This is a genomic window from Kitasatospora sp. MBT66 (genome assembly GCF_000710405.2).
GTDB classification, from domain to species: Bacteria; Actinomycetota; Actinomycetes; order Streptomycetales; family Streptomycetaceae; genus Kitasatospora; species Kitasatospora purpeofusca.
Map to the genome: position 1 here is coordinate 285,854 of NZ_JAIY01000005.1, position 23,230 is coordinate 309,083.

18 protein-coding genes and 1 pseudogene are annotated in these 23,230 nt (G+C 71.4%); 9 read left to right on the plus strand and 10 right to left on the minus strand.

Features of this window, described 5'->3' with window-relative positions:
• Positions 1 to 88: 88 nt before the first annotated feature.
• Positions 89 to 469, plus strand: coding sequence for a CBS domain-containing protein (locus tag BI06_RS12280; RefSeq protein ID WP_233290118.1), 381 nt, complete (start codon positions 89 to 91; stop codon positions 467 to 469).
• Positions 470 to 1,313: 844 nt separating this feature from the next.
• On the opposite strand, the gene BI06_RS12285 is transcribed toward BI06_RS12280, so the two are convergent.
• Positions 1,314 to 1,592: a MerR family transcriptional regulator gene (locus BI06_RS12285; RefSeq protein WP_094745765.1), complete on the minus strand. Its 279-nt coding sequence runs from the start codon at positions 1,590 to 1,592 to the stop codon at positions 1,314 to 1,316.
• A 1,193-nt stretch (positions 1,593 to 2,785) separates the two neighbouring features.
• Between BI06_RS12285 and BI06_RS12290 the strand changes: the two genes are divergently transcribed.
• A complete protein-coding gene (locus BI06_RS12290) occupies positions 2,786 to 3,010 on the plus strand; it encodes a hypothetical protein (RefSeq protein WP_030398477.1) in 225 nt (74 codons plus the stop codon).
• A gap of 28 nt (positions 3,011 to 3,038) precedes the next feature.
• Here BI06_RS12290 and BI06_RS46210 read toward each other — a convergent pair.
• Positions 3,039 to 3,200 (minus strand): annotated as a pseudogene (locus BI06_RS46210) (zinc-ribbon domain-containing protein); the annotation flags it as partial.
• Positions 3,201 to 3,333: 133 nt separating this feature from the next.
• On the opposite strand from BI06_RS46210, the gene BI06_RS12295 reads away from it, so the two are divergent.
• Positions 3,334 to 3,723, plus strand: coding sequence for a hypothetical protein (locus BI06_RS12295; RefSeq protein WP_043467840.1), 390 nt, complete (start codon positions 3,334 to 3,336; stop codon positions 3,721 to 3,723).
• Between the two features lie 260 nt (positions 3,724 to 3,983).
• Here the strand turns inward: BI06_RS12295 and BI06_RS12300 are convergent, their stop codons facing one another.
• The 6 genes from BI06_RS12300 to BI06_RS12330 form a co-directional block, all read right to left on the minus strand.
• Positions 3,984 to 5,597 carry a peptide chain release factor 3 gene (locus BI06_RS12300; RefSeq protein WP_051740839.1) on the minus strand — a complete coding sequence of 538 codons (1,614 nt, stop codon included), beginning with the start codon at positions 5,595 to 5,597 and terminating at the stop codon, positions 3,984 to 3,986.
• Positions 5,598 to 6,064: 467 nt separating this feature from the next.
• Positions 6,065 to 6,769 carry a hypothetical protein gene (locus tag BI06_RS12310; protein ID WP_043467846.1) on the minus strand — a complete coding sequence of 235 codons (705 nt, stop codon included), beginning with the start codon at positions 6,767 to 6,769 and terminating at the stop codon, positions 6,065 to 6,067.
• 19 nt (positions 6,770 to 6,788) lie between these two features.
• Entirely contained in the window at positions 6,789 to 7,499 is a 711-nt protein-coding gene (locus tag BI06_RS12315) for a class I SAM-dependent methyltransferase (RefSeq protein WP_043467848.1), read from the minus strand.
• 335 nt (positions 7,500 to 7,834) lie between these two features.
• Positions 7,835 to 8,509: a DUF4097 family beta strand repeat-containing protein gene (locus BI06_RS12320; RefSeq protein ID WP_043467850.1), complete on the minus strand. Its 675-nt coding sequence runs from the start codon at positions 8,507 to 8,509 to the stop codon at positions 7,835 to 7,837.
• A 103-nt stretch (positions 8,510 to 8,612) separates the two neighbouring features.
• Positions 8,613 to 9,257, minus strand: a complete 645-nt coding sequence (locus tag BI06_RS12325; protein WP_043467852.1) for a response regulator transcription factor — start codon at positions 9,255 to 9,257, stop codon at positions 8,613 to 8,615.
• The gene (locus tag BI06_RS12330; RefSeq protein WP_051740841.1) at positions 9,248 to 10,573 is read right to left on the minus strand and encodes a sensor histidine kinase; all 1,326 of its coding nucleotides are present in this window, start codon (positions 10,571 to 10,573) and stop codon (positions 9,248 to 9,250) included. Before BI06_RS12330 ends, BI06_RS12325 begins: the two co-directional genes overlap by 10 nt.
• Positions 10,574 to 10,774: 201 nt before the next feature.
• Here BI06_RS12330 and BI06_RS12335 point away from each other — a divergent pair, with 201 nt between their 5' ends.
• Positions 10,775 to 11,104: a hypothetical protein gene (locus tag BI06_RS12335; RefSeq protein ID WP_043467854.1), complete on the plus strand. Its 330-nt coding sequence runs from the start codon at positions 10,775 to 10,777 to the stop codon at positions 11,102 to 11,104.
• A gap of 101 nt (positions 11,105 to 11,205) precedes the next feature.
• Here BI06_RS12335 and BI06_RS12340 read toward each other — a convergent pair whose 3' ends face one another.
• Entirely contained in the window at positions 11,206 to 12,276 is a 1,071-nt protein-coding gene (locus tag BI06_RS12340; RefSeq protein WP_043467856.1) for a MupA/Atu3671 family FMN-dependent luciferase-like monooxygenase, read from the minus strand.
• A 680-nt stretch (positions 12,277 to 12,956) separates the two neighbouring features.
• On the opposite strand from BI06_RS12340, the gene BI06_RS12345 reads away from it, so the two are divergent.
• The 3 genes from BI06_RS12345 (at position 12,957) to BI06_RS46215 (ending at position 18,068) form a co-directional block, all read left to right on the plus strand.
• The gene (locus tag BI06_RS12345; RefSeq protein ID WP_043467859.1) at positions 12,957 to 14,540 is read left to right on the plus strand and encodes an MBL fold metallo-hydrolase; all 1,584 of its coding nucleotides are present in this window, start codon (positions 12,957 to 12,959) and stop codon (positions 14,538 to 14,540) included.
• A 76-nt stretch (positions 14,541 to 14,616) separates the two neighbouring features.
• Positions 14,617 to 15,636, plus strand: coding sequence for a 4-hydroxyphenylpyruvate dioxygenase (gene hppD, locus BI06_RS12350; protein WP_043467861.1), 1,020 nt, complete (start codon positions 14,617 to 14,619; stop codon positions 15,634 to 15,636).
• Positions 15,636 to 18,068, plus strand: coding sequence for an aminotransferase class I/II-fold pyridoxal phosphate-dependent enzyme (locus BI06_RS46215; RefSeq protein ID WP_082558442.1), 2,433 nt, complete (start codon positions 15,636 to 15,638; stop codon positions 18,066 to 18,068). Before hppD ends, BI06_RS46215 begins: the two co-directional genes overlap by 1 nt.
• A gap of 51 nt (positions 18,069 to 18,119) precedes the next feature.
• Here BI06_RS46215 and BI06_RS12360 read toward each other — a convergent pair whose 3' ends face one another.
• Positions 18,120 to 18,923, minus strand: coding sequence for an alpha/beta fold hydrolase (locus BI06_RS12360; RefSeq protein ID WP_043467863.1), 804 nt, complete (start codon positions 18,921 to 18,923; stop codon positions 18,120 to 18,122).
• A gap of 882 nt (positions 18,924 to 19,805) precedes the next feature.
• On the opposite strand from BI06_RS12360, the gene BI06_RS12370 reads away from it, so the two are divergent.
• Positions 19,806 to 21,563 carry an acyl-CoA dehydrogenase family protein gene (locus BI06_RS12370; RefSeq protein ID WP_051740843.1) on the plus strand — a complete coding sequence of 586 codons (1,758 nt, stop codon included), beginning with the start codon at positions 19,806 to 19,808 and terminating at the stop codon, positions 21,561 to 21,563.
• Positions 21,553 to 23,226, plus strand: a complete 1,674-nt coding sequence (locus tag BI06_RS12375; RefSeq protein WP_043467868.1) for an acyl-CoA dehydrogenase — start codon at positions 21,553 to 21,555, stop codon at positions 23,224 to 23,226. The genes BI06_RS12370 and BI06_RS12375 overlap by 11 nt, the downstream gene beginning before the upstream one ends.
• The last annotated feature ends 4 nt before the right edge of the window (positions 23,227 to 23,230 follow it).

Here is a 23,230-nt window from a genome sequence, read left to right on the forward strand (position 1 = left end):
GGCCCGCTCCGGCGCACCCGCCGGCTGTCCCACCGCCAGTGCCCCGACCACCGCCGGCCCCGGCGGAAACGACGCCAAGGAGTCCGCCGTGACCATCACCCTCGAATGCCCCGCGACCACCGCCACGGTCGGCGACCTCATGAAATGCCCGGAGCTGCAGATCAGTGAAGACATCATGGTCGACATTGCGATGGACGTCCTGCAGAGCTCCGGCGCCGACCACCTCCTGGTCCGCGACGACGACGGCCGCTGCGCGGGGCTGCTGACGCGCCTGCACCTGGCGCCGTTCCAGGCCCGGTCCTGGTACACCGAGCGGACCCCGGTGCGCGGCATCGTCCTCGACAGGGCCCCGTTCGCCACCGCCGACATGCCCGCCGCCACCGCGGCGGCCGCCATGCGCGCCCGGGGCCTGGCCGTGTGGCCGGTCGTCGACCACGACGGCCACGCCATCGGCCTGCTCACCCTCTGAACCCCACGGCCGACGCGCGCTCATCGGCCCGGTGACGGCGGCGTAGATATCCCGGACGCCCCCGGCCCGGCGCCCACAGGCCCGCGCGCCACGCCCCTTTGCCACTGATGAACGCCGCGGCCGACCCCGTCAACACGCGCACAGCGAGCGAACTGCTCGCGCGGTGGACCACGCTCACCGCCACTTCGCACCGAGCCCCGCAGTAGAGGCCGGGGATCCCTCTCCGCCGCCGGCGGCGGCCACGGGATCCGGCGGCACTTCCTTCCGGAATGCCCCCGGCTCCGCTGTCCTCCGGGGTCCGGGTTGAACGGGTGAAGGTGAAACGTTCCGGCGATGGCAGGAGGACTACTGGGGGATCGTGGGCGGGAAGGGCGGCTGCGCCACCACGTGTTCTCTTCTGGAGGACAGACCTGTGCGCTTGCGCAGCAGCCTGGCCGCCGCTCTCGGCGGCCTCATCCTCGCTGTGGCCCTGCCGTCGTCGCCGCCTTCGGCCGCCACGGGCGCCTTCGTCTACACCTACGTCGGCCTGAACTCCGTGAACCTGCGAGGAGAGCCGGCAAACCCGGCAAGCGCGGAGTGCGTGGGCCCGGGCCGGAAGCAGGTCGGGCTCGGGCCCACACCGCGGGGCACGCGTCATGACCCGGGCCGGACGGTAGGGGATGGACGCCCCGGGTGTGAATTCCACCTGGAAGGGGTGGCCGTCGTCCGGGGCATGGGCTTGTCGGCATCCGGCGGGGCGGGGTCGCGGGCGATCCTTCGTCGGCCGGCGCTCGCGTCCGGGGCGGCCTGCGGTGCGCACGGTGTCGCTCACCGACAGGCCGGTCTGGTCGGCCTGGTGGGTGGATCAGGTGTCGGCGGCGGGTTGCTGTCCGGCGTCGCGGCGGAGTTGTTCGTTGATGCGCAGGGCTTCTTCGAGTTGGTCTTCGAGGATGATGATGCGGCAGGCGGCGTCGATGGGGGTGCCCTGGTCGACGAGGTCGCGGGCGCGCATGGCGATCCGTAGTTGGTAGCGGGAGAAGCGGCGGTGTCCGCCGTCGGAGCGCAGGGGTGTGATGAGTCCCTGGTCGCCGAGGGCGCGCAGGAAGCCGGGGGTGGTGCCGGTCATCTCGGCGGCGCGGCCCATGGTGTAGGCGGGGTAGTCGTCGTCGTCGAGGGAGTCGGGGGTGTGCGGTCGGATGGTTGCCGTGGTCACTGCACCTCTTCTTGTTGTCGTGTCGGGGACGCGCTGAGGGGCCCCGGGGCCGTAGCGGCTCCCGGGGCCCCGAAGGGTTTTACACCATCTACCGGCTCTGTGGCCGGGTTTCTTCTGTCCGCACGGCCCCGGGGGAGGGGGAGTGCGGGGATCGCGTATGCGTGACCGGAAACCACCGTCCTTGCGTGGGGTCTACGGAGTCCGCCCGGGCTGGTTCCTCACGGGCCGGGCGATCCTGATGGCGCGCTGTCCCTCCATTCATCCTCTGTACTGGCCGGTTACTGCGAACTGCGGGTACTTCCAACCATCTGGTAATGCGACCTTCTCGGTACTGCTCACACGGGTACTGCGGTACTGCGAACTGCGTGGCAGTGCCAACTAACTGCCCTGGCGGTCCCTTGCGGTCCCGCCGACTCCGGCAGCCAGCCCCGTCGCCCGTCCTGCTCGACCTGGAATCCCGCTGCCGGACTCCCGGTGCGCGCGCCCGCAGCCTGGGCGCCTTCACCGGGACACCGCGTACTGCGACTGCCGGTACTGCCGAACTCGACTTCACCTACGAGTAATGCACGTGATGAACTGCGGTACCGCTCGGTGGCAGCCCCTGATGCCTGCGGGCCACCTGGCCCGGTCGCCAGTCCCGTCACCGTCCTGCACCTGCTGTGGCTCCGGGGCTCCGCTACCGCGCCGCCTTCTCCACGCCCACCTGCCCGGCGTGTCCTGCGTCCTGCTCAACTGCTGGGTACTGCGTACTGCCCTTGCTGAACTGCGGTACCGCTGGGTAGCGGCCCCTGATACCTGCGGGCCGCCCGGCCCGGCCACCGGTCCCGTCGCCTTACTGCACCAACCCTGGCTTCAGAACCCTGCAACCGTGCCGATCTGCGCACTTCCGTACTGCTGCCCGCCAGTTCGTGTCTGGCGGGTACTGCTCGACCGCTGTCTACGAGAGAAACACTAACCACGGTGGGCGGCAATGTCTACTCCAGCGGGCACAGATTTTTCGGTGCTGGTCGGGGAGGTATTCTTCGCCCCGCAGGGGGCCGGGCGGCCGGTCGCCGCAGCCGCACCAGGGCAAGGAGCGCCGCGCCCCCTGCGGCCCCGGATCACGAGCAGACAGGAGGCGAGCGGTGGAAGGGCCGCAGGCCGCGCGGCAGGTGCGCACCCCCGACCCCCATACCCAGGCGTCGCTGGCGGCGGCCATCGCCGAAGCCGTCCGCGACCGCGACGAGCGGGTTCTGCGCCGGTTGCTGGCCCGCTTCGCCGAGCAGGCCGCCATCGCGGACCTGCCCGCCCTGCGCGACGCCCTCGATACCGACCGGCAGCACGGCGACCGCCCACCGGGGTCCCGATAGGCCCGCGCCGGCCCGCCCCGCCGCCGGATCAGAAGGCGGGGAAGTGGAAGGCGAGCGAGTCGAGGATCGTGCGGCATCCGGGGCAGCGCAGGCGGTGTTCCTTGTCCCGCTGCTCCGGGGTGTCCTGCCACTCGTGGCCGCAGTCGGGGTCTCGCCACCACACGGTCCTGCGGGAACGGGGGAGATCTTGGTGAGGCCGCCGCCGACCTGCTGCGCACCGAGCTTGAAAGGGCGTGGCCGGTCTGGCTCCCGCCTCGGATACCGTGTTCCTCTACGGGGTGCCACAACGGATGTGATGCCCCCCACCGGAGGTAAGTCAGCGTATGAGTTCAAAGCGCAGCAAGAATCCAGCCCTGCCCGTGCTTGACGACGCGTTCCGACTCGCGTCGGTCAAGGAGGCCGAGGAGTCCACCCGTGACTTGGCCGCGCGGCTGGCCACCACCGAGCTGCGCCGTGCTTCCCACCCGGGCCGGGTCACCTGGGAGCCCACCGAGCAGGCCGAGCCCGTACCGGCCCCGCCGACTGTGGTCGACGGTGACGGGGACCTGTGGCTGCGGGACCGGGGAACTGGCACCTGGACCATGCCCGAGTTCGACCCGAAGGAGTTCCCGGCCCGCTGTGGCGAGGTGCTGACGTGGAACGAGCTTGCCTGCGAGTACGGCCCGCTGACCGCGTTGGCCGACGACCGCCGCATCGGCGGCCGCCGGCGCTGACCGCGCAGCCCTCCGGGACGACCGCGCCCCTGAAGCGCCCGTTGCGGGTGGCCGGGAGCTCCGGCTCACCGCCGAGCCCGACGCCCTCGGTCCGGCCGGCGTCGGGTGGCTCGGCCGGGGTGGCGGGTGGCGGTCGGCCTTCGGTTGCCGTGGTGAGCGCGCGGCCCGGCTCGCCGATCGACTGCTGCCGGTCGGCCGACTGCCCGAGCAGGCCGCGCAGCAGCTCGTCGACGGCGGCCGCCGGGCCGAGAGGTCGGCGATCAGTCCGCCGTGGCGATCAGTGGCTGGAGCAGGATGTCGGGGTGGGCGCGCTGGAAGGCGTTCAGCTGCCACTTGTCGGCGAACAGGGCCAGCAGCGCGCCGTCCGAGCGGCGGGTGAGCACCTCGCCGCTGATCAGGCGGGCTTTGGCCAGGGCAGCGGCGCCGTCGGCGTCAGTGATCCGGGCCAAGCGGTAGGAGAGCTGGTCGAGGGCGATCGGGGACGAGAACTCGTGCTCCATCCGGTGCAGGATCACATCGAACTGCATCGGGCCGACCGCAGCCATGACCGGCGCCTGGTCGCCACGCCGGTCGGACACCAGTACCTGGATCACGCCTTCCTCGTCGAGTTGGGAGACGCCCTTGCGGAACTGCTTGGACCGGCTGATGTCCTTGGGCCGTGCCACCGCGAAGTACTCGGGGGCGAAGGCGGGCAGCGGGGGAAATTCGGTCTTCCTGCCGGTGAAGAGGGTGTCGCCGACCCGCAGCGCGCTCGCGTTGATCAGGCCGACCACATCGCCGGGGTACGCGGTGTCGACCACGGTGCGCTCGGCTCCGAAGACGGTGTGCGCGTACTTGGTTGCGAACGAGCGGCCGCTGGCCGCCCGGGTGACGTGCATGCCGCGCTCGAAGACGCCGGAGCAGACCCGGACGAAGGCGATCCGGTCGCGATGGGCCGGGTCCATGTTCGCCTGGATCTTGAACACCAGGCCGGAGAACTCCTCGCCGACCTCGCGGCTGCCGCCCTTGGCCAGCCGGCGGGGCCCGGGAGCCGGAGCGAGGTCGACCACGGCGTCCAGCAGGAGCTTCACACCGATGTTGGTCAGCGCGGCGCCGAAGAAGACCGGGCTGATCCTGCCGGCCTCGAAGGCCTCCTGGTCGTAGCCGGGGCCGGACGAGAGCACCAGCTCCAGCTCCTCCAGCGCGGTCGTCCAGGCTTCGCCCTCCTGCTCGGCGGCCTTCTCGGAGGTGAGCTGCTCCTCGAGGGCGGCGTGCGTGCCGGCCGGCACCTTGGTGTAGCGCAGCATCTGCTCGGTGTTCCCCGCTTCGACCAGGCCGCGCAGGTCGCCCGCGCTGCCCACCGGCCAGACGACCGGGACGGGGGTGATCCCGAGGTGCGTCTCGATGTCCTCGAGCAGGGTGAGCGCGTTCTGGCCGCGCCGGTCCCACTTGTTGATGAAGGTGATCACGGGGACGCCGCGATGGCGGCAGACCGCGAAGAGCTTGCGGGTCTGCTCCTCCAGGCCCTTGGCCGCGTCGACCAGCATGATCGCGCAGTCGACGGCGGCCAGCACCCGGTAGGTGTCCTCGGAGAAGTCGGCGTGGCCGGGGGTGTCGACCAGGTTCATCACGTGGCCGCGATAGCCGAACTGCAATGCGGCCGAGGTCACCGAGATACCGCGCTCGCGTTCCAGTTCCATCCAGTCGCTGGTCACGCCGCGTCGGTCACCCTTGGCGTGCACCGCACCGGCGGAAGTGATCGCCCGCGCGTGCAGCGCCAGCGCCTCGGTGAGGGTGGACTTGCCCGCGTCCGGATGGCTGATCACAGCGAAGGTCCGTCGGCGGCCGGCCTCATGAAGGACCTGCGGGACGGGGATCGATTGTACGGTGCTCACGTGTTTCCTCGGGTACGCATCGGCAGCAGGCCGGGTGACGCCTCTCCGTACCTGGTGAGCCGGGGATCAGGTCCGCAGGCCCAGGAAGCGATAATAGGCTGTCGGGCGGCGTGGCCCCGAAATTCCCGTTCTCCGGGGGAGAGGCTGATCCAGGCGCGGCCGGCCTCGCCACGGCGCAAGCCAGTACCAAGGACGACCTCGAACAGGTCGGTGAGCTGGTCGGCGTACTGCTCGGCGTACTGCTCGGCGCTGTGCCGCAGGAAGCTCGCGGCCTCGTCCGGAGTCCAGCGGGTACGCACGGCGGCGTCGAAAAGTCCCGACTCACGTCGTCCGTGGGCGGGAGGAGAAACCCCTCGGGGGCACAGGTTCCTGTGCGGGCAAGGTGGACCGCGTCGCTCGGGGACTGTGGGCCGGCGCGAGGAAACGGTGACGGCACCGGACTCCTGGCTCCCCGGTCGCGGGTCAGGTCACCGCGGCCGGGGAGCCACGGCGGGGGAGCCGTACCCACCGCGGGCGGCGAGTCTGCGGGCGACCCCGTCCGCGAGCAGCAGTACGGTGGCGGTCACCAGTGCGGCCAGATGTTCGTAGCCCGCCAACTCCGGGTCCACCGCGGTGATCGTGGCCGTCAGCAGCGCCACGGCCAGCGCGGTCCAGCGGGCCCCGAACCGCCAGGTGACCAGCAGGCTCAGCCCGATCACGGCCGCCGACGGCCCGGTGTCCCGGACGTCGGCGAATTCGGCGGGCAGGTGGAGCAGGTGGCCGGGCGGTCGGGTCACCCCGACGTGCGCGTACCAGGTGCCCACCAGCGAGCAGGTGTACCCGACGGCGAGCGTGCGCCACGGGCCGAGGGTCAGCTCGGCGGTCCCGAAGGCGAGGAGCACCAGGAGTACGGCGGCCCACCAGGGCAGACCGATGGCCGGCACGAATATCGAGACCGGGAGGCGCAGCAGCGCGACGGGCCACGGATCGGTGGCCCGGATCACGCCGATCCGGGAGACGAGGGCCGCCCCGTCCGGGAACCCGTCGGCCGCCGCGAACAGCAGCACCAGGCAGCTGGAGACCACGGTGAGGGTCAGTGCGGCGGCGCCCCTGGCCCGCAGCCGGGCGTGCGCCCGGCGGTGGAGCGGGCCCCACTCGCTCTCGGCCGCGCGTCGGATGTCGGGGTTGTTCACGACGGTCCTCCGGTCCCGATCAGGAGTTGACGGTGGCCGCACGCCGGTCCGCGGCGCCGGTGTGCGGTCGGCCGCCGGAGCCCGAGGTGCACGGCCGCAGCAGCGCGAAGTAGGCAAGGGCCGGTCCGGACTGCCGGACGACGTGCAGGCCGACGGCGTTGGCGTGCCGGGCCAGGGCCGCCGGGCGGATCTGGTGGCGGTCGAAGAACTCGCCGACGACCAGGCGGCCGGTCGGCTTGAGGACCCGGCGCAGCTCGCTCAGGGCAGTGGGGACGTCCGGGATCTCGCCCAGTGCGGTGACCAGGTAGGCGGCGTCGAACGTGGCTTCCTCGAAGGGGAGTTCGCGCGCGTCGGCCAGGGTGGGGACGATGGTGCCGAGGCCGGACCCGGCGGCCCGGCGCATCACGTGGTCGAGCATCTCCTGCTGGATGTCGACGATGTCCAGCCGGCCGTCGGCGCCGAGCCGGGGTGCCACCTGGAGCGACTGGAGTCCGGTGCCGGGGCCGATCTCCAGCATCCGCTCGCCCGGCAGCGGCTGGAGCTGCTCGGTCAGCCGCTCCGCGGACAGGAACGGCAGTGGCAGGTCGAGCAGTCGGTGCTGCGCGTAGGGGTACGGCGCGGAGTCGGTCACCCACCAGGCGGTGGCCGCGGCCGCGGCCGAGGCGCCCGCGAGGGCCCAGATGCCGGCCTTGCCGAACGGGGCGTGCAAGGGTGAGGGGGCGTGGCGCATGGTTCTTCTCCAACGTCGGTCGTCGGCGTGGGGCGGTGGTGTCCGCTCAGTGACTCCGGATGCCGCCGTCGGAGGCGGCCGCGGTGAGGGAGGCCGACACGACCGCGCCGCCCAGCACCGACCATCTGCCCTCCAGCCAACCGCAGTTCGGCCGGGCCGGAAACGCGGTCAGCCCACCGAAGCGGGGTAGGGATAACCCACCTGTCGGTCCCGGTCGGCGTCCGTCTGCGCCCGGGCACGGTCGACCCCGGGGTGGTGGAGGGCAAGGAGCCGGGCAACCGCGGGTCGTTCGGCGGTGGCCCGGGTGAGTACCGTCGTTCGCGGCCCGGGTGTGCTCAGTGGACCGTGATGCCGCCGCGCGTGGTCTTCACCACCAGGCTGTGCGGCGCGTCCGTAGCGGTGTTCGGCAGCGAGACGCTCGGCGACGACTGGGAGCTCTGCACGTCGACGTGGTAGGTGGCGTCGTGAGGCACCTTGAGGTCGACCGTGCCGTAGCCCGTGGTGACCTTCAGGGAGGCGGGTGCCGCGGTGAAGGAGGCGCTGACCGCGCCGTCGGTGGTGATCACCTCGGCGTTCGGGGCGCTGCTGTCGGCGAGGGTCACCGTGCCGTAGGTGCTCCGCACGGTCAGCGGGCCGGACGACCCGTCCACCTCGACCCCGCCCAGCCCGGTGGTCAGATCCAGCCGGCCGGTCAGGCCCTTCGCCCGTATCCCGGCGTCCCCGGTGCTCACCTGCGCGGCCAGGCCGGCCGGCACCGTGATCTGCAGGTGCTCCGAGCAGTCGTCGGAGCAGCCGGCGGTGACCGTGACGTCCGACCCGGACCGGGTGACGGCGACCTTCGGGACACGGCCCGTGTAGCTGCCGCTCATGGCCACCGTCACCTGCGAGGAGCCGTCCTGACTCAGCGTCACACGAAGTCCGTCGGCCTGGACCGTCACCCGGCCGGCGCCGGCCGCGTCCTGCTGCCAGTTGCCGCTGTACGGGTGGTGCGCCGGAAGCAGGGCGACCACGGTCCAACTGGCCGCGGCGACGACCGTGACGAGGAGAGCCGACCCTATGAGGAGGAATCCGCGGTGGAGGAGACCGCGGCGCTTCTTCGGTGTGGTACTGATCTCAAGCTCCCAGATAGCGCAAAACGGCGAGCACGCGGCGGTGGTCCCCCACCTCCTGCTGCAGATCGAATTTCACGAAGATGCTGCGGATGTACTTCTCCACCGCCGCCGTGCCGACCACCAGATCGGCCGCGATCCCGGCGTTGGAACGGCCCTCCGCCATGGCCGTGAGGACCTCCCGTTCGCGCGGCGTCAGGGTGGACAGCGGATCCCGCTGCCGGCTGCCGGCCAGCAACTGCTTGACCACCTCCGGGTCGAGGACCGTCTCGCCCGCGGCGACCCGGCGCAGTGCGTCCACGAACTCCTCGGCGTCCGACACCCGGTCCTTGAGCAGGTAACCGACCCCGTTGTCATTGGTGTTGACCAGGTCGACGGCGTAGCGCTCCTCGACGTAGTTGGACAGCACCAGGACGCCGGTCTCCGGCCAGCGGGCGCGTACCGCCAGTGCGGCGCGCAGGCCCTCGTCCAGGAAGGTGGGCGGCATCCGGACGTCCGTCACACAGACGTCCGGCCGGTGTTCGGCCACCGCGCGCAGGAGTTGCTCCGCGTCGCCGACCGAGGCGACCACGTCGATCCCCTGTTCGCTGAGCAGCAGTTCGACGCCCTGGCGCAGCAGCGCGGAGTCCTCGGCCAGCACTACCCGCATGGCAGTTCCACCTCGATCACGGTCGGTCCACCCACCGGACTGCTGAGCCGGAACCGCCCGTCCACCCCGGACACCCGGTCCGCCAGACCGGTCAGACCCGAGCCGGCCGCGAGGTCGGCCCCGCCACGTCCGTCATCGCCAACCCTAACGTCCAGTCGGGTGCCCTCCCGTCGGATCTCCACCCAAGCGCGGGTCGCACGAGCGTGTTTGGCCACATTGGTGAGCGCCTCGGTCACCGTGAAATAGGCGACCGCCTCGATGGAGGAGGGTGGGCGCGGCTCCACCCGGACGTCGAGGCGCACCGGCACCGGAGCCAGCGCGGCGACGGCGGAGAGCGACCCCTCCAGGCCGCGGTCGGTCAGCACCGGCGGGTGCAGGCCACGGGCCAGGTTGCGCAACTCGGCGATGGCGCTGAGGGTTTCCCGCCGGGCGTCCTCCACCATCCGGTTGGTCTCCTGGTCACCGGACTTCTTCAACCGCGAGCTGGCCCGGCCCAGGGTGATCGACATCGCCACCAGTCGTTGCTGGGCGCCGTCGTGCAGGTCCCGTTCGATGCGTTTGCGCTCCGCCTCGGCGGCGTCCACCACCCGGGCCCGGCTTTCCGTCAGGTCGTTCACCCGCTGCTCCAGGTCCGGGCCGCGGGGCCGTGAGAGCAGTGCGACGGCCAGCGCGATGTCGAGCGCCAGCAGGAGTTTGACGAGCAGTGGGGAGACGACCGAGCCGACCAGCAGTGCCACCGCCGCGACCAGCAGCGCCCGGGGCAGGGAATCCACCACGAACGGCCCGAGCTGGGCCTCCCCGCCGGGCACCTGCCGGTAGTAGGCCGGAAGCAGCACCAGGGTCAGCGGCACGGCCCAGGTCAGTGCCACCCCGACCACGGTCACCACCGCGAGCGGCATCAGCAGGACGAAGTAGCCGATCAGCCGCCAGGTGCAGAGGTTGTGGACGAGCGACTGCAGCGACCTGGCCAACCGCCACGAACAGACCGGCGTCGGCAGCTCGTCGAGCTCCAGCCCGCAGGTCACGGCGAACCGGGCGCGCTCGACGGCGGCCAGCCGGAACAGCGCCCACCCCGCCGCCACCGTGAGCGGCAGGCCCACCAGGCCGGCCGGTGCCAGGCAGACGGCGACGACCAGGACGACCAGCACGACCAGTCCCGCCAGCGCCACCAGACCGTCGAGGACCAGGTGGATCGACGCCCGCCACAGCACGGGGGAGACCAGCGCGCGCAGCGGATTGCCCGGCACCATCTCGCGGGGCGTCCGGGCGTCCGTCCGGGCTCCGCCGATGGCACGGCCGGCGATGTTCTCGGTCAACTGCTTCAGACCCGCTCTCGTGGGCAGTGCGGGCGGCGACCGGGTCACCGTCCGCGCCTCGATCCGACAAGGGGACGGTACCCAACCCGACCACCCGTCGGCAGCGAGGAGAGCCCGCCGGCGGGGGTAGGGTTTACCCCCCGCCCGGCCGGTGGGTTCACGCTGCCGACCCGGTGCCGCCCGGTGCGACATCGTGGGGACATGACCGATCGACACTCGAGCGCCGCCGGCCGTCCCTGCCCGGCCGGCGGGACCGACGACATCGAGCAGTTCCTCGTGCACTACGGTGACGCCATGGACGACCGGGTCGCCGAGATCGTCGCCGAGATCGTCGAAGAGGTCCTCGGCGAGCAGCTGAGGCGGTACCGGCGCGACGTCGTGCTGCCGGTCACCGTCGCGCTGCTGGCGGCCGCGGCCGTCTCGCCGGCGCTCATGCGGTGGAGCCTGTGGACGGTCCCCCTGGTGTGGGCCGCCACCTCGGTCATCTGCGTATCGCTGTCACGGACCCCCCGGGTCCCTCGCCGCCGGTAACGGGCCGCTCGGACCTGACGGTTCGGGCAGGAGCACCGTCTGCGCAGTGTCCCGGGGCCTCTCGGACGCCCCGGGACACTCGGGCCGGCCCGCGGGCGCCCTCAGCGTCCGGTGTGCGCACGCCAGGTGTCGTGCAGCCGGGCGAGGTGCTGGAAGCCGTCCACGACCTGGTCGGTCGCCACGCCGAAGTCCACCAGGCACGCGACCTCGTCCACGCCGGCGTCGGCGAGCTGCTTGAGCATGGCCATGCACTCCTCGACGGTCCCGAACATGCCGCTGGTCTCGAAGTACCGGTCGAAGGCCTGGGCCACCAGGAAACGGCGGTCCTCCTCGCTCACCTTCTTCATCTCCCGCATCATCGCGGCGCCGTCGGCCCCCGCGGCCTCGGCAGCCTTGACCAGCAGGTCGAAGGAGCTGGCGAGGTAGCGGGAGAACGGCTCGCGCACGGTCTCCCGTACGGTCTCGCGGTCAGTGCCGACGAAGGTGTGCAGCATCAGCGACACGTGGGCGCGCCCCCCGTCGCCCCGGTGCTCCTGGTAGGCCGCCCGGTACTCGGCGATCCGCTTCGCCAGCGTCCCGATTTCCTGGCCCAGCAGGTGGGTGAGGACGCCCAGGCCGTGCCGTCCGGCCAGTTCGAAGGTCGCCGGGGAGCCGCCGGTGGTCAGCCACATCGGCAGCTCGGGCTGGACCGGCGGCGGGAACACCTGCAGCGACACCGACTCGCCCGCACCGTCGACGAGTTCGATCGACTCACGCCGCCACAGTCGGCGGATCGTGTCGACCGTGTCCATCAGCGCGCTCTTGCGGGTCTCGTAGTTCTCCGGGCGCAGCGCGAAGTCGGCGGCGTGCCACCCCGAGGCGATCGCCACCCCCGCCCGCCCGTTGGAGAGGTTGTCGACGACCGACCACTCCTCGGCGATCCGCATCGGGTGGTGCAGCGGTGCCACCACGCTGCCGGCCCGCACGGCCACCCTCTTGGTCACCGCGGCGACCGCGGCGCCCGTGACCGCCGGATTGGGGTAGAGCCCGCCGAAGGGGTGGAAGTGGCGCTCCGGGGTCCACACCGCGGTGAAGCCGTGGTCGTCGGCGAAGCGCGCGCCCTCCAGCAGCAGCCGGTAGGAGTCCTGCTGCTCGGTGTCGTTGTTGGCGAAGTAGAAGAGGCTGAAGTCCATCCGCGTCTCCGGATCGTGTGCGCGTGGTGTGTGGTCGGGTGATGGAGAACGCCGAGTCGCCGCGCCCGACCACCCGGCGGGCCGGATCCCGCCGATCGTGGGGATCCAACCGTGAGGCAACCAGCGGACGGGTGGCTTCGAATGCTGGAGGACCGGATGGTGGCGCGGGTGGACCGTAGGGGCTGGTGCGCCTTCTCCTGGTCCCGCTCAGCAGTGGGCGGCGACTCGGCCGTCGAGCGTCGGCACGCTCCGCCGCGGCCACCTTGGCACCATGCGCGACCTGGATCAAGACCGACCGCAGCCGGTGCGAAGTGCCCTGTTCAACCGGTGCCGGGCCGCAGTTGGACGGACGGTCGGGAAGGCCTCGTGGTGGCGGAAGGCGGTCCGCACCTCCTCCTACTGGGTCGGCGACCGGAATCCGGGCAACTCGGCCGGCTCGTGGCAACGGACCGGTGCTGTGCAGGGCACACGTATTGATCGACGGTGCCCGCCGAGCCATTCTGCTGGTGTCGCTCATGCGGGCGGCGAGGTGAGCGCCCCCTCCCCGATGTCCTGATTCCAGGTTCTTGTTGTTGTCCGGCGTTCATTGATTCCGCGATTCGGTGCCGCGTCCGCGTGGGACGGGCACGAAGAATCGTCGGCTGCCCTTTTGGTGTCGTTTTTCCTGAGGAGGTGTGCAGATGGCTGATGAGCAGTTGTTTCTGCGGTCCAAGGTCATTATCGAGCCGCTGGTGGACCGGTTTGTCGCCCAGCCGCACACCATGGCGCCGGTGCAGGCGGCGATGAACCTGGCGTTCCTGCACGTCCCGCTGCTCGAGTCCTATCTGCAGTCCCCGCAGGTGCATGTCGCGGCCAGCAACAACCCGGAGCTGCGCGGCGGTTACTTCATCAACATCCCGGAGGAGCGCGCCGACGAGGTGCGCGAGCTGCTCGCCACCATCAAGCGGGACCGGGCCGACATGCTGAAGTTCGCCGAGGCGATCGCCGCCGGCCAGGAACTGCTGCGGGCCAACGCCACCGGCTTCGACCTGACCCCGCTCTACCCGAAACTGCCGGCCGAGCTGGGCGGTCTGGTCGAGCTGGCCTACGACACCGACAACCAGGCGCAGCTGCGCTTCATGGAGCCGGTGCTCTACCGCAGCCCGTACTACCAGGAGTCGCGCCAGTCGGTGCAGCTCTCCTTCGAGACCGGCATCGAGCGCCCGTTCATCCTGAGCACCCCGCGGCTGCCCTCCGAGGACGTACTGGAGCTGGACATCCCGTTCCGGCACCCCGGTCTGACGGAGCTGTTCAAGGCCCGGGTCGAGCCGACCACGCTGGCCCACCTGCGCGAGGCCCTGGGACTGAACGACGAGCAGGCGGCCGTGCTGCGCACCATGCTGAGCGAGACCCCGGCCCTGAACGAGGACCGCCACATCGAGTCCGGTGGCCGGATCCGCTACTTCGGCCACGCCTGCCTGGTGCTGCAGACGCCCGAAGCCGCCATCGTCACCGACCCGTTCATCAGCGCGGACAGCGACGCGGGCGACCGCTACACGCTGGACGACCTGCCGGACTACATCGACCTGGTGCTGATCACCCACGGCCACCAGGACCACATCGTCATGGAGACCCTGCTGCAGCTGCGCGGCCGGGTCGGGAAGATCGTCTGCCCGCGCTACTCCCGCGGCAACCTGGCGGACCCGTCGATCGCGCTGATGCTCAAGCACCAGGGCTTCGACGTGGTGGAGGTCGACGACTTCGACGAGGTCGAGTTCCCGGGCGGCAAGGTCACCGCCACCCCGTTCCTCGGCGAGCACTGCGACCTGGACATCCGCGCCAAGTCGACCTACTGGGCCGAGCTGGCGGGCAAGAAGGTCTTCATCGGTGCCGACTCCTCCGGCATCGACCCGCAGCTCTACCGCTACATCAAGAACCACCTGGGCACCGCGGACTACGCCTTCCTCGGCATGGAGTGCGACGGCGCCCCGCTCACCTGGCTCTACCAGGCGCTGCTGACCATCCCGGTCACCAAGAAGATGAGCAACTCCCGCAAGCTGTCCGGGTCCAACGCCGAGCAGGCCGCCGCGATCATGGTCGAGCTGGGCGCCAAGGAGGCCTGGATCTACGCGATGGGCGAGGAGGACTGGCTGGGGCACGTGATGGCGACCACCTACACTCCGGACACGTACCAGATCAAGCAGATCGAGGAATTCCTCGGCTGGTGCAAGGAGAAGGACATCCCGGCCGGCCACCTGTTCAAGCAGCAGGAGTGGCGCTGGTAGCAGCCCGCGGTCGACCGCAGGCCCCAGGCGAACCCCTTACCGAATTCCGCTCCCAGCCCCTGTTGGAGGTACTTCCATGGCTGTCCACGACATCGGCTATGTCGAGCTGTACACGAGAGACACGGTGACGGCCGTCGACTACTTCGTGTCCGCCATGGGGTTCACCCGGGTGGCCGACTCGGTTGAGCCGGAGCGGAGTTCGGTGCTCCTGCAACAGGGTGAGGTTCGCCTGGTGGTGACCTCCGGGCGGGGGATCGTGAGGTTCCTGGAGCAGCACGGCGACGGCATCGCCGACATCGCGCTGACCTGTGACGACGTGGAGGCGACCGCCGCGGCGGCGGCCTCGGCCGGTGCCACGGTGACACGTTCCTTGCAGGGCCTGCCGGTCGTGTCCGGCTTCGGAGATGTCGTGCACACCCTGCTGCCGACCGAGTCGACAGTCAACGGCCTCCCTGCCAGCCGTAGTTGGTCCACCACGCCCGGGGTCACCGCAGCGGCGGCAACCGGTCGGGTCACCGGCCTGGACCACATCGCGGTCTGCCTCGAGGGCGGCAGCCTGGAGAAGTACGCCGACTTCTACCGGGATGCCTTCGGCTTCTCCCGCTACTCCTCGGAGTATGTGGCGGTCGGCGCCCAGGCGATGGACTCCATCGTGGTGCGCAGCGACTCGGGAAGCGCCATCTTCACCCTGGTCGCACCGGACCCCGGCAAGGAGCCCGGGCAGCTCGACAACTTCCTGGAGCGCAACGGCGGCGAGGGGGCGCAGCACCTGGCCTTCCGCACCGACGAGATCATCGCCGCGGTGCACGAGTGCCGTGAGCGGGGTGTCGTGTTCCTCGACACGCCGGACAGCTACTACGACATGCTCGGCGAGCGGCTCGGCGGTCTGCAGGCCCAGGTCGAGGAGCTGCGCGAGACCAAGGTCCTGGCCGACCGCGACGAGTGGGGCGACCTGCTGCAGCTCTTCACCCGCTCTCCCTACCCGCGCAACACGCTCTTCTTCGAGCTCATCCAGCGCAACGGTTCGCGCGGCTTCGGCAGCGCCAACATCCGCGCCCTGTACGAAGCGGTGGAGCGCGATCGGCTGACTTCGTGATGGGCGCCGAACGCCCAGGGGCCACAGGCCTGTTCACCCTGAAGGACTATGAGGAAGCCGCCAGGGCCTCTTTCGACCAGGGGAGTTGGGACTTCGTCTCCGGAGGAGCCGGCCAGGAGCGCACCCTGGCGGCCAATCTGGCGGCGTTCGACCGGGTGCGGTTGCGGCCGCGGGTGCTGTCCGGATCCGGGGTGCCCGACACCAGGACCACGGTGCTGGGGCGCAGTTGGCCGGCGCCGATCGCGGTGGCGCCGATGGCCTACCACACCCTGGCCGATCCGGAGGGCGAGGCGGCCACCGCGCGGGCCGCCGGCCGGGCCGGCCTGCCGCTGGTGGTGAGTACCTTCGCCGGCCGGACCTTCGAGTCCGTCGCCGAGGCCGCCAGCGCGCCGCTCTGGCTCCAGGTGTACTGCTTCCGGGACCGTGCCACCACCCGGCGACTGGTGGAACGGGCCGAGCGGGCCGGCTTCGAGGCGCTGGTGCTCACCGTGGACGCGCCCCGGCTCGGCCGCCGGCTGCGCGACCTGCGCAACGACTTCCGGCTGCCGGACGGGATGGTGCCGGCCAACCTCACCGGCGGCGACTACGCCTCCCCGAGCGCACACGCGCTCACCGAGTTCGATCCCGCGCTCGACTGGTCGGTCATCGACTGGCTGCGTGGGATCAGTTCGCTCCCGGTGCTGGTCAAGGGAGTTCTGAGCGCGGCCGACGCCCGGGCGGCCCTGCGCGCCGGGGTCGACGGGATCGTGGTGTCCAACCACGGCGGCCGCCAACTGGACGGTGCCCCGGCCACTCTGGACGTGCTCGCCGAGATCACCGCGGCGGTCGGCGGTGCGTGCCCGGTACTGGTCGACGGCGGCATCCGCCGCGGTGCCGACGTGCTTGCCGCCCTGGCGCTGGGCGCCGACGCGGTGCTGCTGGGCCGTCCGGTGCTGCACGCTCTCGCGGTCGGTGGCGAGAACGGCGTGGCGCACCTGCTCGAGCTGATCACCGAGGAGCTGGTCGAAGCCATGGCACTCACCGGAACCCCGTCCGTTGCCGGGGCGGGTCCCGCCCTGGTCGGCGCGGAACCCGGAGCCACCCCGGCGCCGAGCCCGGTCCGGACCACGCCGGCCGAAGGGCTGCGCAAGGCCGAGCTGCGCAAGGCCGAGCTGCACGGCAGTGTCAGTGACCCGGTGCTGGACACCATGAACTTCCTCAACGAGGTCACCACCCGCTATCCGCAGGCGATCTCGTTCGCCCCCGGCCGCCCGTACGACGGCTTCTTCGACACCGAGCAGCTCTTCACCCATCTGCGGCGCTACCTCGACCACCTGGAGGCCCAGGGCGCCTCGCCCGCACAGGTGCGCTCCGCGCTCTTCCAGTACGGCCCGACCGGCGGACAGATCCGCGAGCTGATCGCCGACTCGCTGCGCAAGGACGAGAGGACCGAGGTCGCCCCCGAGTCCATCGTGGTCACGGTGGGGTGCCAGGAGGCGATGTTCCTCGCCGTGCGGGCGCTGATCTCCGGACCCGAGGACGTGCTGCTGGTCTCCAGCCCCTGCTACGTGGGGATCACCGGCGCGGCCCGACTGCTGGACGTCAACCCGACCGCCGTGGCCGAGCGCGAGTCGGGCTTCGACTGCGCCGATCTGGAGGCGGCGATCCTAGCCGAGCGGGCCCGCGGCCGCCGTCCCCGGGTGTTCTACGTGATCCCCGACCACTCCAACCCGTCCGGCACCACGATGCCGCTGCAGGCCCGGCTCGACCTGCTCGACCTGGCGCAGCGCCACGACATCCTGGTGCTGGAGGACAGCCCGTACCGGATGGTCAGCCCGGGGCAGCAGTTGCCCACGCTGAAGTCCCTGGACCGCCACCGGCGGGTGGTGCAACTGGGATCGCTCTCGAAGACGCTCTTCCCCGGCGCCCGGGTCGGCTACGTGGTGGCCGACCAGACGGTGGTGGACGCCGACGGCCGCACCGGCCTGCTGGCCGACGAGCTCACCAAGATCAAGAGCATGCTTACGGTCAATACCTCGGCCGTCAGCCAGGCCGTGGTGGCGGGCATGCTGCTCGCGGCCGACGGGCGGACCTCCGAGCTGAACCGCGAGACCGCCGCCTACTACGGCGACGCGATGCGGGTCACCCTGGAGGAGCTCGCCAAGCAGTTCCCGGCTGCCGAGCGGGAGGCCCTCGGGGTGCGCTGGAACGAGCCCACCGGCGGCTTCTTCCTCAGTCTCACCGTGCCGTTCCGGGCCGACAACGCGGCGCTGATCCGCTCGGCCGAGGAGTTCGGTGTGATCTGGACCCCGATGTCCTACTTCTACCCGGACGGCGGTGGCGAGCACGCCGTCCGGCTGTCCGTCAGCTACCTGACGCACCAACAGATTGCCGACGGGGTAGGGCGGTTGGCGGACTTCATCAAGTCCCGGCCCCGGACGGCCCGCGACTGAGCCGTCCGCGCCCGGGCGCGAGGGGGCTTCCCGCGCCGGCAGGGGTGCCCGTCAGTACTTGTCGAGGAACTCGGTGATCGCGGCGTTGACCGCCTCCGGTCGCTCCAGGTGCCCCAGGTGTCCGGCATCGGGGATCTCGACGAAGTCGCAGCCGGGGATGGCGTCGGCCACCTCCGAGACCAGGTGGGGCGGGCAGATCAGGTCGTCGGCGAAACCGATCGCCCGGCACGGCACCGTGACCGCGCGCAGCGCCGTCCGTCGGTCGCCGGTCTGGGTTGCCCAGGCCTGTCCGTCGGCGGTGTTGCTGCCGCTGCCGGTCAGTTCGAAGATGTCCAGCCAGGAGCGGACGGCGGTCTCGTCGTTCAGCGAGGCGGGGGAGAGCATCTCCAGGACGGTGCGGACCGCCTCGTACTTGGGCGGCAGTCGGACGGGACTCTCCCGCATCAGCTGGTCGCTCTCCAGCATGGCCCGGCGCATCGCGTCGGCCCGGGCCCTGGTCGCCATCAGGATCGCCGAGCGCACCAGACGAGGCGCCTCGATGGCCAGTTCCTGGGCGATCATGGCGCCCAGCGAGTACCCGACGATCCGGCACGGGCCGAGGTCCAGCGCCTCGATCAGCCCCTTGGTGTCAGCCACCATGTCGGCCAGCGAGTACTTGCCCTCCGGTGCGTCCGATTCGCCGATGCCCCGGTTGTCGAAGACGACCGCCTGGTAGCCGGCCTGGACGACGGCCGGAGCCTGGTGCATCGTCCAGACCCGGCCCGCGGCGCCCGAACCCATGATGAACAGGACGGGTTCGCCCCGGCCCGAGCGCTGGTACGAGAGGCGGATGCCGTTGGTGCTCACCTGGGGCATGGTGTCGGGACTCCTGGGGGAGAGGGAATCGGGGTGGAGGAGGCCCGTCGATGCGGCTCCGCTGCACCCACCTTGGCACCGCCGCGGCCCCGGAGGCCACAGCCTGTCCGGGTTGAACGCGTGCCCTGGGGAGGCTCTCCCGCGGACGGGGTGACCGATCGATGCCCCGGTCGGGCCCGAGCTTCGAAGAGCAGCCCCTTCGACGACCACCTCCTTCGAAGAGTGCCCCGAGTCGGGCGGCCCACCCACGGACCCGACGCCAACGGGCCTTCGAAGCACGGTTGTTCGCGAGTGATGGCTTGACATCGGTACGCGCGATGCGGTCCCGCTCGCCGAGCCACCGGATGTTCAACCGATGGTGTGCGGCAGTTGGACACCCGCGCGCACTCCTCCGGGAGCGCACACCCTTGCGTTCCAGCACTTTCGCACCGTCCGGGTGTTCAGGTCGGGCGTGCAGTACGCCACTTACCGAGCGACGAGGGTTGGGGCATAGTGGTCGGCGGCCTCGCCATGATCCTTAATGCCGACGCGACCGATGCCGATGACGCGCGTCGCGAGCAGTCCGGCCCGGACGGCGACGCAAGGCGGCCCCATCTCGGCCGAGGCAGGAGTCGGAACGGTGCGCCGCACCCCCGGAACAACAGTGACTGACGGAGCAGCAGCCTAGGGGCACAGCATGGATTTCGATCTCGGCGGCTACCAGAGCCTGGGGGCCGCCTACGACGCGCGGACCGCGCGTCACCCGGAGGGAGCCGCTCCCACCGTCTCCCGCGGCCCTGTCCAGGGAGGCCACGAGAGCCTCGGCTCCACGGAGCCGGTGCGGCCCACCCCTTCGCGCGAACCGGACCCCAGGGTGCGGCGCCCGGTGGCGGGAGGCCTCGCGTGACCGCCACCCGTGCGGGCGCCGGGATCGAGGCGGCCCTCGACGAGGCCCTGGGCATGCACGACGAGACGGCTCGCCGTTCCGTGGAACTCGACGACAACGAGCAGTTTCCCGCAGACTTCTGTTCCCGCCTCGACGGGTTCGGCGTGCCGGCCTACTACGTGCCGACCGAGTGGGGCGGCGCGTTGTTCGACCACGAGGAGATGATCCGGCTCTGGCGCACCGCCGCTCGCCGTGACATCAGTGCGGTGACGGCCCACGCCAAGACGTACCTGGGCGTGGCGCCGGTGTGGATCGCCGGCAGCCCGGAGCAGGCCAGGGCCACCGCCGACGCGGTGATGTCGGGTTCCCCGGTGGCTTGGGCGCTGTCCGAGCCGGAGCACGGCGCCGACCTGTTGAGCGGTTCCGTCACCGCCACGGCGGAGCCGGGCGGCTACCGTGTCGACGGCGTGAAGTGGCCGATCAACAACGCCACCCGCTCCGGCCGTGTCACGCTGCTCGCGCGCACCGGCCGGGAGGGCTCCGGGCGTGGCCAGAGCCTCTTCCTTGTTGACAAGTCGGCTCTGCAGCTCGGTACTTGGCGGACGCTGCCGAAGGTGCTGACGCACGGCATCCGCGGGATCGACATCTCCGGCATCGAGTTCGACGGCGCGCTGCTGCCGGCCGACGCACTGATCGGCCCGGAGGGAAGCGGCCTGGAGACGGTGCTGCTCGCGCTCCAGTTCACCCGGACGATGTGCACCGCACTCTCCCTCGGCGCCGGTGAGCACGCGCTGCGACTCGCGGCCCGGTTCACCGCGGCGCGCGTCATCCAGAAGCGCCCGCTGGCCGAACGGCCCTTCCCGGTCTCGGTCCTGGCCCGCAGCGCCGCGCTGCTGACGGCTGCCGAGGCCACCTCGCTGGTCGCCGGCCGTTCGCTCCACAGCCTCACCGCGGAGATGAGCGTGACCTCGGTGGTTGCCAAGGCACTCGCGCCCACCCTGGTCGACGACACGCTCGGGGAGCTCGCCGAACTGCTCGGCGCACGTTCCTTCCTCTCCGACGTCTACGAGTACGGCGCGTTCCAGAAGGTGTGGCGCGACCACCAGATCGTGGCGGTGTTCGACGGCAGTACCCCGGTGAACCGCGCCGCCCTGGTGCAGCAGTTCCCCAAGTTGGTCCGCGGCTTCGCCGGCGGCACCGTCGACGCGGGCGGACTCGCCGAAGCCGTGTCGGTCGGCAGCCCGGTCCGACCCGTCGACCGCGGAGCACTGACCATGGTGTCCCGGCAGGGATGCTCGGTCGTGCAGGCGCTTCCGGCGCTCGTCGAGTCGATCGGCAGCAGGCCAGCCCCCACCGGGCTCGCCGAGCAGTCCGTCGCACTGCTCGCCATGGCCGAGTACCTGCACGCCCGGATGGCCGAGGTGGCACCCGCCGCCCGTCCCGCCATGGTCGCCTACGAGCTGGCCGCCGCCTACGAGCTCTGCTACGCGGGTGCGGCCTGCCTGCACCTGTGGGCCACGGGTGAGTCCGAGCACGCGCCGGAGCCGCTGTGGCAGGACGGCCTCTGGGTGCGGGCGGCACTGCGCGCCCTGCTGGCCAGGCTCGCCGCGGTCCTGCGGGTGCCGCCGTCGGCTGCCGCGCCCGGCGACGACCGGCTCGACGGCGCGCTGGCCCGTCTCATCGTCGATGCCGCGACCACCGGCGCCCCCGTCACCCCGTTCGGGGCGCCGGCACCGCGATCGCTTCAGCAGGGGAAGGACTCGCGTGAGCGCTGAGAAACTGGACGCACTGTTCGGCAACCCACGGGATGCGGACAACCCGGTCGGCTACGCCGCCGTCCTCGCCGCCGACGAGCGGCACGAGATGCTGGCCGAGGGCGAACGCCTGCTGGACGCCTACGGCATGAACGCCGAGTTCGTGCCCGCCGCGTACGGTGGCCGACTGGTGCGGGCCGACCGGCTGGCCGAGGTGCAGCGGGAGCTGTGGCGACGCGACCCCTGCCTCGGCCTCGGCTACGGCTTCAGCTCCCTTCTCGGATCGGTCAACATCTGGTCCGCGGGCACGCACGAGCAGCGCACGAAGGCCGCCGGGATCCTGCTGGGGGGCGGCCGGATCGCGGCCGCCTTCCATGAACTCGACCACGGCAACGACTTCGCGAACGCCGAATGCGCCGCCGCTCCGAGCGGCGACGGCTGGCTGCTGACCGGACGCAAGGAGATCGTCACCAATCTGCGCCGTGCCGAAGCCATGGTGCTGTTCGCCCGGACCAGCGAGGCCGCCGGCAGCCGCAGCCACAGCCAGTTCTTCGTCACCCGGGACGAGTTGCCGGCCGACCGCGTGCTGGATCTGCCGCGGTTCCCCAGCTCCGGAATGAACGGGGTGCAACTCGGCGGACTGAGGTTCTCCGACTGCCCGATCCCCGGCGGGGCGATGCTCGGCCGGCCCGGTCAGGGCATCGAGAACGCCCTGCGGGCCTACCAGCTCAGCCGAGTGGTGCTCCCGTCCGTCATCGTCGGACCGTTGGACACCGCCTTGCGTCTGGCGCTGGAGTGCGTGCACGAGCGGCGCCTCTACGGTGGCTTCGCCGCCGACCTGCCCTATGTGCGCACCGCCCTCGCACGCGTCTTCGCCGACCTGCTGGCCATCGACGCCTTCTGCGGCGTCGGGCTCCGGGCGCTGCACCTGGCCCCGGAGGCCACGCTGCTCTACGCGCCGGCGGTGAAGTACCTGACGTCACGGATCCTGCTGGACGCCTTCGAGGACCTGCGTGCGGTCATGGGCGCCCAGGGCTACCTCCGCGAGGGTTCCTACGCGATGTTCCAGAAGCTCGTCAGGGACGCCGCTCCGGCCACCTTCGCGCACATCTCGCGCTCCGCCTGCCTGGTGCTGATCCTGCCGCAGCTTCCCCGGCTGGCCCGGAAGTCCTGGCTGGCCGACCCGGCCGCCGCTCAGCAGCTGTTCGCCCTCGGCGCGGATCTGCCGCCGCTGGACTTCGACCGGCTCTCCGTCGGCATGCTGTCCGGTGACGGGCTGATCGGCGTGCTGGCCGAGGCCGCCGAGCGCGAGTCGGCCGGGAGCCCGGTCGGTCGCTTCGCCGCGCGTTTCAGGGACGAGGTGCTCGCGCTGCGCGACCGGTGCGCCGCACTCGCTCCCTCGGACCTCACGATCGGGGCCTCGCCGGAGGCCTACGCGGCGGCCGACCGGTACACGGTGCTGATCGCCGCCGCCGCCGCGCTCGCGGTCTGGCGCAGCGACGACCGTCAGCAGGAGGCGGCGCTCCTCGGTGTCCTCGACCGGCTCTCCGGACGCCTCGGCGGCGCCCCGGTGCTCACTCCGGACGAGCGCGCGAGTGCCGAGCAGGCGCTGTTCGACATCGCTGTCGAGCGCTTCCGGGACGGGCGGCTGCTCGACCTGTCCGCACGTCATGTTTCTGGATGAGAGA

Bases quoted from the DNA above. Each gene is read 5' to 3' on its own strand.
- BI06_RS12360 (WP_043467863.1), bottom strand. From the start codon at position 18,923: ATGCCCCAGGTGAGCACCAACGGCATCCGCCTCTCGTACCAGCGCTCG.
- BI06_RS12325 (WP_043467852.1), bottom strand. From the start codon at position 9,257: ATGCGGGTAGTGCTGGCCGAGGACTCCGCGCTGCTGCGCCAGGGCGTC.
- BI06_RS12295 (WP_043467840.1), top strand. From the start codon at position 3,334: ATGAGTTCAAAGCGCAGCAAGAATCCAGCCCTGCCCGTGCTTGACGAC.
- BI06_RS12345 (WP_043467859.1), top strand. From the start codon at position 12,957: ATGGCTGATGAGCAGTTGTTTCTGCGGTCCAAGGTCATTATCGAGCCG.
- BI06_RS12285 (WP_094745765.1), bottom strand. From the start codon at position 1,592: ATGGGCCGCGCCGCCGAGATGACCGGCACCACCCCCGGCTTCCTGCGC.
- BI06_RS12340 (WP_043467856.1), bottom strand. From the start codon at position 12,276: ATGGACTTCAGCCTCTTCTACTTCGCCAACAACGACACCGAGCAGCAG.
- BI06_RS12335 (WP_043467854.1), top strand. From the start codon at position 10,775: ATGACCGATCGACACTCGAGCGCCGCCGGCCGTCCCTGCCCGGCCGGC.
- BI06_RS46215 (WP_082558442.1), top strand. From the start codon at position 15,636: ATGGGCGCCGAACGCCCAGGGGCCACAGGCCTGTTCACCCTGAAGGAC.
- hppD (WP_043467861.1), top strand. From the start codon at position 14,617: ATGGCTGTCCACGACATCGGCTATGTCGAGCTGTACACGAGAGACACG.
- BI06_RS12315 (WP_043467848.1), bottom strand. From the start codon at position 7,499: ATGCGCCACGCCCCCTCACCCTTGCACGCCCCGTTCGGCAAGGCCGGC.